Origin of the sequence: Devosia sp. XGJD_8, assembly GCF_046614475.1 — a bacterium.
Taxonomy (GTDB): Bacteria; Pseudomonadota; Alphaproteobacteria; order Rhizobiales; family Devosiaceae; genus Devosia.
This window is the reverse complement of sequence record NZ_JBKJHF010000002.1, coordinates 352636-365691: the sequence shown is the minus strand read 5'-3', so window position 1 is coordinate 365691 and position 13056 is coordinate 352636. Positions and strand designations below refer to the sequence as shown.

Below are 13056 nucleotides of genomic sequence, written 5' to 3'. Positions count from 1 at the left end.
TTCGCTAGCAAGCGATGCGTTAGAAATGACGGCGCCGGTATGCGCAGGCATGCCGTCACCCAACGCACGAAGATGGAAACGGTTCTGGTGAACACTTCTGACGCACCGATCATTGATGCCCGGGACGTAAACTACAGTCTCGAAATTGCCGGTCGCCCCCTCCACATCCTCAAGAAGGTCTCGCTGCGCGTCGCGCCGGCCGAAGTCGTAGCCATTGTGGGCCCTTCGGGCAGCGGCAAGACCTCGCTGCTGATGCTGCTTGCCGGGCTGGAACGCGCCACTTCCGGCACTGTCACCGTCAATGGCGCCGAACTTGGCGGCCTCGGCGAAGACGATCTGGCCCGTTTCCGGCGCAAGACTTTGGGCATTGTGTTTCAGAGTTTTCACCTCATTCCATCGCTGTCGGCCCATGACAATGTCGGCCTGGCGCTCGAGATTGCCGCCCCCGAACTCTCCATGTCACAAATTCGCGAGAAGGCGGCCGCTGCCCTGGTTGCGGTCGGTCTGGGCGACCGGCTCGATCATCGCCCCTCCGCTTTGTCGGGCGGCGAGCAGCAACGCGTCGGCCTGGCGCGCGCCATGGTCGCCAATCCGCCCCTGCTGCTGGCCGACGAGCCGACCGGCAATCTCGACCAGCGCACCGGCGCCCTCGTGGTCGACCTGATGTTCGACCTTGCCCGCAAGCAGGGCACCGCGGTGGTCCTCATCACCCATGATCCCGCCCTTGCCGCCCGCGCTGACCGGGTGCTGACCATGACCGTGGGCGAACTCGTCGAAACCCCGGTGGTCCGTTGATGCACCAGATCTGGGCCGCCACCCGCATTGGCCTGTTGGACATGCGCGGCGACATGCGCCGCTTTCTGCTCCTGGTGGTCTGCCTTGCCGTCGGCACCGCGCTCATCGCCGGCGTCAATTCGGTTGGCGCCAGCATCACCCGCGCCATCGATGCCGGTGCCGCCGAGCTGATGGGCGGTGATGTCGAACTCTCGCGTGCCGATCGCATCGCCACTGCCGAAGAGCTCGCCACTATGGCCGGCTTCGGCACCATATCCAGCATCATCGACACCAATGTGCGCGCCGAATCGTCCACCGGCGACGCCTTTGTCGATCTCACGGCCGTTGGCCCGACCTATCCGCTGCTGGGCCGCGTGCTCAGCCCGCAACTGCCCGAGGGTGCCTCGCTCGCCACCCTGCTCGCCCCCGCCGATGATGTGCATGGCGCCCTGGTCGATCCCCTGCTGCTCGATCAGCTCGGCATTGCAGTGGGCGACAGCTTCACCCTGGGCGGCACCATATTCGAGGCGCGCGGCACCCTGACCAAGCTGCCCGACGGCCCGGTTCGCGGCTTCCGCCTCGGCCTCACCACGCTCATCACCGCCGAGGGCCTCGTCGCCGTCTCCGATCGCAGCTCGCCTCTGCCGGGCCTGGGCACCTGGACCCGCTACAAGATCCTGCTGACCGAGGGTGAGCCGGAGTCGCGCCAGGCCGAGCTCGAAGCGGCCTTTGCCGATAGCGGCTGGACCATCCGCACTGCACGCGACGGCCTGGGGCAGATGGTGCGCTATTACGACCTCTTCATGCGCTTCCTCATCATTGTCGGTCTGGGCTCGCTGCTCATCGGTGGCGTCAGCGTCTGGACCGGCATGCAGTCCTATATCGCCGAGCGCGCCGGCGTCATCGCCATCCTGCGCTCAATGGGCGCCACCCGCGCGCGCATCTTCATCCACTTCTTTGCCCAGGTCGCCACGCTCGCCGCCATCGGCGTCGGCATTGGCCTCCTCGTCGGCGGCGGCATCGCCTTCCTCGTCCTGCCCACCATTGGCGGCGCGGTCGGCATCGATCTCGTCCCCGCGCTGCATCTCCAGCCCCTGCTGGTGGCGGCCGGCGCCGGGCTCGTGACCGCCTTTGCCTTCTCCTACCTGCCTCTGCAGCAGGCCCAGACCATCCGCCCGGTGCTGCTGTTCCGCTCCAAGGGCCTGGCCGCGCCCCCCATCGACTGGCGGGCTTTGCTTTTCTCCTGGCAGGTCCTGCCCATGGTGGTCGCCGCCCTTGCCTTCTCCATCCTGGCCTGGCTGATGACGGGCGATGTGGCTTTGGTCGCCGCCTTCGGCCTCGCCAGTATCGCATCCGCCATCGTCTTCCGCCTCTTCATCCGCGCCATTCAGGTCGGCCTGCGCCACCTGCGCGAACCCAAATGGATGATCCTGCGCCACGCCCTGCGCGCCATTTCCGGCTCGGCACAGAATGCCGCCTCGGTCGTCGTGTCGGCCGGCATGGCCCTGGCCATGCTCATCGTCGTCCTGGTGCTGCAGGCCAATCTGCGTCAGGAATTCCTCGGCGCCTCCGCCTTCGACGCTCCGACCCTGGTGGCCTCGGACCTCTTCTCCGATGAAGTGGACATGCTCGCCAGCATGGCCGGCCCCGGCACCGACATTCCCCGCTTTGTCGCCACGCCCATGCTGCGCGGCGCGCTGACCGAAATCGCCGGCACGCCCGCCGCCAGCGTCCGCACCCGCGGACCCGAGGCCACGTTCCTGCTGGCCGGCGAAGTGCCCCTCACCTTCCGCAGCCAACTGCCCGAATCCTCCCGCGTCACCGCCGGCGAATGGTGGCCCGCCGATTATGCCGGTCCGGGGCTCGTGTCCCTGCACCAGAGCCTGCGCTCGGGCCTCGGGGTCAATCTCGGCGACACCCTCACCTTCACCATTTTCGGCGAACCGGTGACCGTCGAGATCGCCAGCTTCCGGGACTATTCCTGGCAGGGCGGCATCGACTTCCTTGCCACCTTCTCGCCCGGCGTCATCGACGAATACCCCACCACGCTCTTTGCCGCCGCAACCGCGGCGCCGGGGCGTGAGGAAGCGGTCGAGCGTCTCTTCGCCACCGAACTCCCCGACGTGCGCTTCATTGCCATCGGCGATACGCTCAAGCAGATCACCGATGCCCTCAGCCAGCTCTCCTTTGCCGCAACGCTGGTCGGGGGTCTTGCCGTCGGCAATGGCCTGCTGGTGCTGATCGGCAGCCTGTCGACCGGGCGGCGTCAGCGCGAGGCCGATACCGTCATCACCAAGGTGCTGGGCGCCACGCGCTTCGAGCTCATGGCCGCATCCTTCATCCAGTACCTGATCCTGGCTGCCCTCGCAGCCCTGCCGGCACTGCTGCTGGGCACAGGCCTGGGCTGGCTGGTCACCCTGGTCATGCTCAATGTCGATTTCACCTTCAACCTCGACGCCCTGGGCGTCGTGCTGGCAGTCGCCATCGCCATTACCGCCATGCTCGGCGCCCTCACCATCCTGCGTGCGGCGTCGGCAAGGCCGGCCCGGCTGCTGCGGGACCTCTAGGCAGGACGCATCCGCCGCCTCGCGGCGCGCCGATGCTCGCCCCTAGTCGCTCTGCTCGGTAATGAAGGCATCGAATGCGGCGAACACCTGGCTGCGGATGGCGTCCGTCTCCATGAACAGCTCATGGCGCGCGCCGGCCAGCACGACATGCCGCCCGGTGCGCATGCGCAGTCCCAGCTGCTCGATCGCGGCCGTGGACACCACCTCGTCCCGCGCCGCCGCCAGCATCAGCAGCGGAATCTTGATCCGCCCGGGAAACCTGTCTTCCCCCGCCTCCGCCATGGCGCCGAAGGCCGCGGCGGCCCAGCGCACCGTCGGCGTGCCGATCTCGAGCTCCGGCCTGGCCCGCATCACCTCGACCGAGCGCATATAGCGGATCAGGTCGCCGGTCAGCGGATTGCCCGGAAAGGTCGTCTCCGACATCGGCTTGTCCTGCTTGCGGCCGACCGGCATGCGCCCCAGCCCGAGAAAGCTCAGCGTCTCGGTAACCCGCGCCATGCCCGCCATGCTGAGCGGCTGGCGGTCCAGCGCCACCATGGGGGCGGAGAGGAAAATGCGGTCGAACATCAGCCGGTCATGGATGCCGGCAAACAGCGACACCAGCCCGCCCATCGAGTGGCCGACCAGATAATAGGGCGGCGGGCAGTCGGGCAGCAGGATCTCGCCGTGAAAGCTCTTGAGGTCGCACCAATAGTCTTCGAACCGGTCGACATAGCCCAGCTTGCCATTGCCGATCAGCCGCTCCGACCCGCCCTGCCCGCGCCAGTCAAAGGTCGCCACCGCAAAGCCGCGCCGCCGGAAGTCGGCGACGGTCTCGAAATATTTCTCGATGAATTCGGTCCGCCCCTGCACGAGGCATATCGTACCCCGATGCACGCCCTCGCCCTTGGGCCAGGTCGCATAGCGCAACCGCACATTGTCGCTGGTCTTGAAATACCCCACCCGCGCGCCCTCCGGAACCGGATTGGACGGAATACTGACCAGGCTCGGTCCGTTCGGGTCGACGATGGCGTTCATGGGTGGCCTTTGACTGGGCACTATTTTGTACCGAGATTCGCGAGGCCGCCGAGTCGAAAATGGCTGGCTTTGAGAAGTTCGGAGCTTTCTTAGAAGATGTCCGGTGGACATTTTCAAGCGAAGAACGCCCGTAGAGCTGCGCTCGAAGGGCTATGGCGGAGCGTACCTTCAAGTACGTGAGCACCGGAAGCGCAAAAGCAAGCCATTTGCAGGCCGGCGGCGTCGCGAAGGTCGGTGCAAAAAGGAAAACCGGCAACTCTTGCGAGTTACCGGCTTCCTTTTGGGCGGCCCATGCGGGGGGCGGGTGATGGACCGCTTTGGGGTTGTGACGAGGTTTCCCTCAACACATGCACCCTTCTAGCGCCCCGCCGATGAACTCGAGCGGACTGGGCCGTTCATATTCCGTTCATTGAACAGTCAGGCTTGCGGCCGGACTGGGGCAAGGCCCGGCCTCGGGGCGATCCGGGTCGGCTGACCACCCGCAATATCCCCCCTCTTGAACAGCCAAAATCGCCTCCCATATTTCAGTCGTTCGCCGGATTATCCGGGAACCCCGACCTGCCAGTCAGCCGCTCGCCTATTGCTGGGAGCACGACGCAGCAGACCACCGGGATATCCACGTTGCTTTACGGAGAATGTGACCATGCAGACCATCGATTTTTCCCCCTTCTACCGCTCGACCATCGGATTTGACCGCGTTTTCAACCGCTTGGACAATCTGGTCGGCCAGGAAGCCAAGACCTACCCTCCCTATAATATCGAGCGCACCGGCGAGGATGCCTATCGCATCTCCATCGCCGTCGCCGGCTTCTCCAATGGCGACATTGCCATCGAGACCAAGGAAAACAGCCTGGTCGTCAAGGGCGCCAAGCCGGTCGAGACCGAGGACAAGACCCGCGAATTCCTCCATCGCGGCATCGCCGAGCGCGCCTTCGAACTGCGCTTCCAGCTCGCCGACTACGTCGAAGTCCAGGGCGCCTCTCTCGAAAACGGCCTGCTCCATCTGGAGCTGAAGCGCGAACTGCCCGAGAGCAAGAAGCCGCGGTCCATCCAGATCAATGGCGGCACCACGACCATCGAGGATAAGTCGGTCAACTAGACGCCGGCGCTCGCGCAAAATCGCTCCAGTGGAGCGATTTTAGGCGTCTAGGCCATGAGAGCTGCGCTCGAATGGCCCGGACTTTCCACTAGCACGATAGTACTGCACCCTCGGCTCTGCCGGGGGTGTTTTTTCGAGGAATGATCCTGCCCATTATTTCCCTCGCTCGGGAACTCCCACCCTATTCCGCCTGTTGAGTTCCACCTCCAGCGTCAAAGGACTCACCCGATGAAAACCCCATCCATCGCCCTCAAGGCCAACGCCAAATCCGCCGTCATCGAGATTCTCAATGCCCGGCTCGCCGATGCCATTGATCTGGCGCTGATCACCAAGCAGGCGCACTGGAACCTCAAGGGTCCCAATTTCATCGCCATGCATGAAATGCTCGATCCGATGCGCGCCGCCATCGATCTCCATGTCGATGTCATCGCCGAGCGCATCGCCCAGCTCGACGGCATTGCCCTGGGCACCAGCCAGGTCGTGTCCAAGGCCACCACGCTCGACGCCTATCCCACCGATATCCGCAAGGTGCCCGACCATCTCGCAGCCCTGGCCGAGCGCTTTGCCGCCCTGGCCAATCAGGTCCGCGAAGATATCGACGCCACCGATGAGGCCGGCGATGCCGATGCGGCCGATATCCTGACTGCCTTTTCGCGGGAGCTGGATAAGGACCTCTGGTTCATCAAGTCCCATCTCGAATAGGACATTCGCTTCCCAACCGGCCGCTCAGGGCGCATTCCTCGGCGAATGCGCCCTTTTTCGTCGCGCAATTCCTACGCAGTCCTACACAAAAATTGGCAAAGTCCTATTTTTCCTCCACCAAGCGGGGCAAAGGCGCTTGCCCACAGTTTGGAATTATGCAAATGTGCAGAGGTTAGGGCAGCACGCCTGTCCTATCTGACGCGTCGCCCCGCTCTCCGCGGCCAGCGCGCACGCTGGTCCGGCTGGCCCGCTATGCCATTAGCGGAAACGGACAGGCGGGGATAAGTCGAACGGCAGGACTTCGGTTCAGGCCGCGCCGAAAGGCAGTGTTTGCGAGAACCGGCACGCAGCGTACATTGGGTACGTGAACGCCGGTTGCGCAGGACATTGCCCTAGAGGCCGGCATCAACCGAAGGACAAGGTTCGAAGCCCGAATTGAGTGGCCATTTGGATGCAGCGCCACTCCCCACGCATGGATGAGTTTGCTCTTTCGAGCCGTACCGTAGTACGACCCGCCTGAGCAACTTGCCCACCAGAGGACGAGGACGCATCCAGCCCGCCGGACACCGGCACCACCAGGATGCACACGACATAGCGACAAGAGCCCGGTAACGGGCGCGATCAACGAACGAGGAAAATGACATGGCACACGCGCGGAACGGATCCCAGACTCCCGTCACGACGAGCACCGCCACCGTCAAAACCTTGATCGAGAACGGTCGCCGCGTCGCGCCGACGGGCCGCCCCGAGGCACAGGGTCTCTATGACCCCTCCAACGAGCATGATGCCTGCGGCATCGGCATGATTGCCAATATCAAGAACAAGCCCAGCCACGAAGTGGTCGAGAAGGGTCTCGAAATCCTCGAGAACCTCGAACACCGCGGTGCCGTGGGTGCCGATCCGCTGATGGGCGACGGCGCCGGCATTCTGGTGCAGACCCCGCATACCTTCTTCAAGAAGGTCATGCCCTTCGCGCTGCCCGAAAAGCACCACTACGCCGTGGCCATGCTGTTCTATCCCAACACGCCCGGCCTGCGCGATCGCGTGGCCGCGGTCGTTCATGGCTGCCTTGCCGGCGAGGGCCTGACGCTGCTCGGCGAGCGCATCGTACCGACGGACAATTCCAGGCTGAGCCAGGGCGTAATCGCCACCCAGCCGGTCATCGAGCAGATGGTCATTGCCCGCCCCGAAGGGCTGACCCTCGACGAATTCGAGCGCAAGCTCCTGATCGTGCGCAAGGTCATTTCCAACACGGTCTATGCCGCCGTACCCGAGAGCAACAGTGACAACGGCTTTTACGTCGTCTCCATGTCGGCGCGGACCATTGTCTACAAGGGCATGTTCCTCGCCTACCAGCTGGGCGCCTTCTATACCGATCTGCATGACGCCGATTTCGAGAGCGCCATTGCCCTGGTGCATCAGCGCTTCTCGACCAACACCTTCCCGTCCTGGAAGCTGGCCCATCCCTACCGCATGACCACCCACAATGGTGAGATCAACACCATCCGTGGCAACGTCAACTGGATGGCCGCCCGCCAAGCCTCGGTCTCCTCGCCCAAGTTCGGCGATGACATCACCAAGATCTGGCCGATCTCATATGAGGGCCAGTCCGACACGGCCTGCTTCGACAACGCGCTCGAATTCCTCGTGCGCGGCGGCTATTCCCTGCCCCACGCGGCGATGATGCTCATCCCCGAAGCCTGGGCCGGCAATCCGCTGATGGATGAGACGCGGCGCGCCTTCTATGAATATCACGCCGCCCTCATGGAGCCATGGGACGGCCCGGCCGCCATGTCTCTCAGCGATGGTCGCTATGTCGTCGCCACGCTCGACCGCAACGGCCTGCGTCCCGCCCGTTATCTCGTCACCCGCGAGGGCCATGTCGTGCTCGCCTCGGAATCCGGCGTGCTCGACATTCCCGATGAGGACATCGTTGAGCGCTGGCGGCTGCAGCCCGGCCGCATGCTGCTGATCGATCTCGAGGAAGGTCGCATCATCTCCGACGACGAGATCAAGCGCACGCTCGCCACCAAGAACCCCTATGCCGAGTGGCTGGCCCGCAGCCAGATCGTGCTCGAGGACCTGCCCGAAACCGAGCCCAAGGCCCCGGTCACCTCGGAGTCCCTGCTCGACCGCATGCAGGCCTTCGGCTACACTCAGGAAGACATCAAGATCCTCATGGCGCCCATGGCCACCACCGGCCAGGAAGCCGTCGGCTCGATGGGCACCGACACGCCCATTTCCGCCCTGAGCCAGAAGTCCAAGCTGCTTTACACCTACTTCAAGCAGAACTTTGCCCAGGTGACGAACCCGCCCATCGATCCGATCCGTGAGGAATCGGTGATGAGCCTCGTCTCCTTCATCGGCCCGCGTCCCAACATCTTCGATCTCGAAGGCGTCTCCAAGGAGAAGCGTCTCGAAGTGCGTCAGCCCATTCTCACCAACGAGGATCTCGAAAAGATCCGCGCCATCGGTGACATGGCCGACAACCAGTTCAAGACCAAGACCATCGACATCACCTATCCCGCCGACATGGGCGCGGTGGGCATGGAATCGGCCATCGAGGCGATCTGTGAACAGGCCGAGGCCGCCATTGCCGGCGAGTACAACATCATCGTGCTCTCCGATCGGCTGGTCGCATCCGACCGCATCGCCATTCCGGCGCTGCTGGCGACGGCTGCCGTGCATCACCACCTGATCCGCAAGGGCCTGCGCACCTCCTCGGGTCTCGTGATCGAAACCGGCGAAGCCCGCGAAATGCACCATTTCGCCATGCTGGCCGGCTACGGCGCCGAGGCCATCAACCCCTATCTCGCCTTCGAGACGCTCTCGGCGCTGCATGCCGAGGGCGAATTCCCGGCCGAGGTCGATGCCCACGAAGTGGTCTATCGCTACATCAAGTCCGTCGGTAAGGGCCTGCTCAAGGTCATGTCCAAGATGGGCATTTCCACCTACCAGTCCTATTGCGGCGCCCAGATTTTCGACGCCGTCGGGCTGCACTCAGATTTCGTCAAGCGCTTCTTCTTCGGCACCGCGACCTCGATCGAGGGCGTGGGCCTCGCTGAAGTCGCCGAGGAAACCGTGCGCCGCCATCGCGATGCTTTCGGCGACGACATCGTGCTGCGCAAGGCGCTCGATGTGGGCGGTGAATACATGTACCGCATCCGCGGCGAAAAGCATGCCTGGAGCCCCGATGTCGTGGCCGACCTGCAGCATGCCGTCCGCACCAAGGATGATTCTCCCGAAACCGCGCAGGATCGCTACAACAGCTTTGCCCAGCGCGTGAACTCAGGCGAAAACGGCTATCTCGCTATCCGCAATCTCTTCGACATCAACCCGCTCGGCGCCGCCGTGCCGCTCGATGAAGTCGAGCCGGCTGTCGACATCGTCAAGCGCTTCGTCACCGGCGCCATGAGCTTTGGCTCCATCTCGCGCGAAGCTCACACCACTCTCGCCCAGGCGATGAACCGCATTGGCGGCAAGTCCAATACCGGTGAAGGCGGCGAGGAGCCCGATCGCTACAAGCCCCTGCCCGATGGCTCGCGCAATCCCATGCGCAGCGCCATCAAGCAGGTCGCCTCCGGCCGCTTTGGCGTCACCACCGAATACCTGGTCAATGCCGACCAGCTCCAGATCAAGGTCGCGCAGGGCGCCAAGCCCGGCGAGGGCGGCCAGTTGCCCGGCCACAAGGTCGACTGGATCGTCGCCAAGACCCGCCATTCCACGCCCGGCGTGGGCCTCATCAGCCCGCCGCCGCACCACGACATCTATTCCATCGAAGATCTCGCCCAGCTCATTTACGACCTCAAGAACGTCAATGAAGAGGCCGATATTTCGGTCAAGCTGGTCTCCGAAGTCGGCGTCGGCACTGTTGCGGCAGGCGTCGCAAAGGCGCGCGCCGATCATATCACCGTCTCCGGCTATGATGGCGGCACCGGCGCTTCGCCCCTGACCTCGCTCAAGCATGCCGGCGGTCCATGGGAAATCGGCCTGGCCGAAACCCACCAGACACTGGTGCTCAACCGCCTGCGCAGCCGCGTCGTCCTCCAGGTTGATGGCGGCCTCAAGACCGGCCGTGACGTCCTCATCGGCGCCCTGCTTGGTGCCGACGAGTTCGGCTTTTCGACCGCGCCTCTGATCGCGGCCGGCTGCATCATGATGCGCAAGTGCCATCTCAACACCTGCCCGGTTGGCGTCGCCACCCAGGACCCGGTCTTGCGCAAGCGCTTCAAGGGCACGCCCGAGCACGTCATCAACTACTTCTTCTTCATCGCCGAAGAGCTGCGCGGCCTGATGGCCGCCATGGGTGCCCGCACCCTGCGCGAACTCATCGGCCGCTCGGACCTGCTCGATCAGCGCAAGATGGTCGATTACTGGAAGAGCGAAGGCGTCGATTTCACCAAGCTGTTCTACAAGCCTGAACCGCTGGGTGGCGACACGCTCTATCATTCCGAGCTGCAGAACCATCACCTCGAAGCCGTGCTCGATCGCAAGCTGATCGAGCTGGCCGAGCCCTCTCTGGCCCGCGGCGAAGCCGTGCAGATCGAGCTGCCCATCCGCAGCCGCGACCGCTCGGCCGGCGCCATGCTCTCGGGCGCCGTCGCCCGCAAGTATGGCCATGAGGGCCTGCCCGACGACACCATCTCGATCAAGCTGACCGGCACGGCCGGCCAGGCCTTCGGCGCCTTTTTGGCCCGGGGCATCTCCATCGACATGGTGGGCGACGCCAATGACTATGTCGGCAAGGGTCTCTCCGGCGGCCGCATCGTCGTGCGTCCCTCCGACAAGGTGACCTTCAAGCCCGAAAACTCGATCATCGTCGGCAACACGGTGCTCTACGGCGCCATCGCGGGCGAATGCTACTTCCGCGGCGTCGCCGGCGAACGCTTCGCCGTGCGCAATTCCGGCGCCATCGCGGTGGTCGAAGGCACCGGCGATCACGGCTGCGAATACATGACCGGCGGCGTCGTCGTTGTCATCGGCCAGACCGGTCGCAACTTCGCTGCCGGCATGAGTGGCGGCGTGGCCTATGTGCTCGACGAGGACGAAACCTTCCGCGAGCGCTGCAACCTGGCCATGGTCGAACTTGAGCCCGTGCCGGAGGAAGAAGCCCTGATGCAGCAGATCCACCACCATGGTGGGGATCTCGAATGGCATGGCCGTGTCGACATTTCCGGCGACATGACCCGCCATGACGACGAGCGCCTGCACCAGCTCATTTCCAACCACCTGCACTATACCGGCTCGACCCGCGCCAAGCACATCCTCGACAACTGGGTCGAGATGCGGCCCAAGTTCGTGAAGGTCATGCCGGTCGAATATCGCCGTGCCATCCGCGAGATGGAAAAGAAGCGCGCCAGCGGCAGCCTCGGCGTAGCGGCGGAATAAGGAGAAAGCAAAATGGGTAAGGTAACTGGCTTTCTCGAGATCGAGCGCGAAGAGCCCCGGTACGAACCGGCCTCCGATCGCATCCGTCATTTCGGCGAATTCACCATTCCGATGAGTGAAGGCCGCATTGTCGATCAGGCGGCGCGCTGCATGGATTGCGGCGTGCCCTTCTGCCACGGCGATACCGGCTGCCCGGTCAACAACCAGATTCCGGACTGGAATGACCTCGTCTACAACGGCGATTGGGAAGAGGCGGCGCGCAACCTGCACTCCACCAACAACTTCCCCGAATTCACCGGCCGCATCTGCCCCGCGCCCTGCGAGGAGGCCTGCACGCTCAATCTTGAAGACGTCCCTGTCGCCATCAAGACCGTCGAGCAGGCCATTGCCGACCGGGCCATCAAGAGCGGCTGGATCAAGCCGCAGGTGCCCGCGCACAAGACCGGCAAGTCCGTCGCCATTGTCGGCTCAGGCCCGGCGGGCCTCGCCGCAGCCCAGCAGCTGGCCCGTGCCGGCCACGACGTCCATGTCTATGAGCGCGAGCCCAAGGCCGGCGGCCTGATGCGCTACGGCATTCCCGACTTCAAGATGGAAAAGCAGCATATCGATTTCCGCGTCGGGCAGATGCAGGCCGAGGGCGTCACCTTCCACTACGGCGAGAATATCGGCGTCACCCGTCCGCTCTCGGATCTGCAGGCCCGGCATGATGCCGTGCTGCTGGCCGGCGGCTCGGAAAAGCCGCGCGATGTCGATGCCGAAGGCACCGGCTTCAACGGCGTCCACTATGCCATGCCCTTCCTCGTGCAACAGAACCGTCGCCTGGGCGACGAGGACGTGTCCGGCGAAGTGCAGCTCACCGCCGCCGGCAAGCATGTCGTCGTGGTCGGCGGCGGCGATACCGCGTCCGACTGCGTCGGCACCAGTTTCCGCCAGGGCGCCATCGCCGTGACCCAGCTCGACGTGCGTCCCATGCCGCCCGAGCTCGAGAACAAGCTGACCAACTGGCCCAACTGGGCGGTCAAGATGCGCACCTCCTCCAGCCAGGCCGAAGGCGCCATCCGCGAATTCGCCGCCGGCACGATGAAGATCATCGGCAATGCCAAGGGCCAGGTCACCGGCGTCGAATGCGCCCGTGTCGACCGCAAGCGCCAGCCCATTCCCGGCACCGAATTCGTCATCAAGGCTGACCTGGTCCTCCTGGCCATCGGCTTTGCCCACCCCATCCATGAGGGCATGCTGACCGAGCTGGGCGCCCAGCTCGACAAGCGCGGCAATCTCTTTGCCGACACGCTGAGCTACAAGACCACCGTGCCCAAGGTCTACGCCGCCGGCGACATGCGCCGCGGCCAGTCCCTCGTCGTCTGGGCCATCCGCGAAGGCCGCCAGGCCGCACGGTCCATCGACTTCGACCTGATGGGCAAGACCGACCTGCCGAGGTAACTCCGAACCGGCCGAAGGCAAAATCGCACCAGTGGTGCGATTTTGGGTAAGGAGGCCATAAGGGCTATG

Annotated in this window: 7 protein-coding genes; 6 read left to right on the top strand and 1 reads right to left on the bottom strand. The window is 64.3% G+C overall.

Translation table 11 applies throughout. From position 1 onward, the window contains the following. Positions 1–72 precede the first annotated feature (72 nt). On the top strand, positions 73–795 hold the full coding sequence (locus ACLI1C_RS17270; RefSeq protein WP_411399072.1) for an ABC transporter ATP-binding protein: 723 nt from the start codon (positions 73–75) through the stop codon (positions 793–795). Then, positions 795–3341, top strand: coding sequence for an ABC transporter permease (locus ACLI1C_RS17265; RefSeq protein ID WP_411398794.1), 2547 nt, complete (start codon positions 795–797; stop codon positions 3339–3341). Before ACLI1C_RS17270 ends, ACLI1C_RS17265 begins: the two co-directional genes overlap by 1 nt. A gap of 42 nt (positions 3342–3383) precedes the next feature. Here the strand turns inward: ACLI1C_RS17265 and ACLI1C_RS17260 are convergent, their stop codons facing one another. Continuing rightward, complete coding sequence (locus ACLI1C_RS17260; protein WP_411398793.1) at positions 3384–4358, bottom strand: alpha/beta hydrolase; 975 nt, start codon at positions 4356–4358, stop codon at positions 3384–3386. A 643-nt stretch (positions 4359–5001) separates the two neighbouring features. On the opposite strand from ACLI1C_RS17260, the gene ACLI1C_RS17255 reads away from it, so the two are divergent. The 4 genes from ACLI1C_RS17255 to ACLI1C_RS17240 all read left to right on the top strand — a co-directional run bounded on the left by ACLI1C_RS17255 (position 5002) and on the right by ACLI1C_RS17240 (position 12987). Beyond that, positions 5002–5457 (top strand): Hsp20 family protein, encoded by a 456-nt coding sequence (locus ACLI1C_RS17255; protein ID WP_411398792.1) that lies wholly within the window; start codon positions 5002–5004, stop codon positions 5455–5457. A 228-nt stretch (positions 5458–5685) separates the two neighbouring features. Then, a complete protein-coding gene (gene dps / locus ACLI1C_RS17250) occupies positions 5686–6159 on the top strand; it encodes a DNA starvation/stationary phase protection protein Dps (protein WP_411398791.1) in 474 nt (157 codons plus the stop codon). 642 nt (positions 6160–6801) lie between these two features. After that, positions 6802–11547, top strand: coding sequence for a glutamate synthase large subunit (gene gltB, locus ACLI1C_RS17245; protein WP_411398790.1), 4746 nt, complete (start codon positions 6802–6804; stop codon positions 11545–11547). A 12-nt stretch (positions 11548–11559) separates the two neighbouring features. Next, entirely contained in the window at positions 11560–12987 is a 1428-nt protein-coding gene (locus ACLI1C_RS17240) for a glutamate synthase subunit beta (protein ID WP_411398789.1), read from the top strand. The last annotated feature ends 69 nt before the right edge of the window (positions 12988–13056 follow it).

What these genes read in the sequence shown, in the direction of transcription:
- ACLI1C_RS17270 (WP_411399072.1), top strand. Translation starts at nt 73, where the DNA reads ATGGAAACGGTTCTGGTGAACACTTCTGACGCACCGATCATTGATGCC.
- ACLI1C_RS17255 (WP_411398792.1), top strand. Translation starts at nt 5,002, where the DNA reads ATGCAGACCATCGATTTTTCCCCCTTCTACCGCTCGACCATCGGATTT.
- dps (WP_411398791.1), top strand. Translation starts at nt 5,686, where the DNA reads ATGAAAACCCCATCCATCGCCCTCAAGGCCAACGCCAAATCCGCCGTC.
- ACLI1C_RS17240 (WP_411398789.1), top strand. Translation starts at nt 11,560, where the DNA reads ATGGGTAAGGTAACTGGCTTTCTCGAGATCGAGCGCGAAGAGCCCCGG.
- ACLI1C_RS17265 (WP_411398794.1), top strand. Translation starts at nt 795, where the DNA reads ATGCACCAGATCTGGGCCGCCACCCGCATTGGCCTGTTGGACATGCGC.
- gltB (WP_411398790.1), top strand. Translation starts at nt 6,802, where the DNA reads ATGGCACACGCGCGGAACGGATCCCAGACTCCCGTCACGACGAGCACC.
- ACLI1C_RS17260 (WP_411398793.1), bottom strand. Translation starts at nt 4,358, where the DNA reads ATGAACGCCATCGTCGACCCGAACGGACCGAGCCTGGTCAGTATTCCG.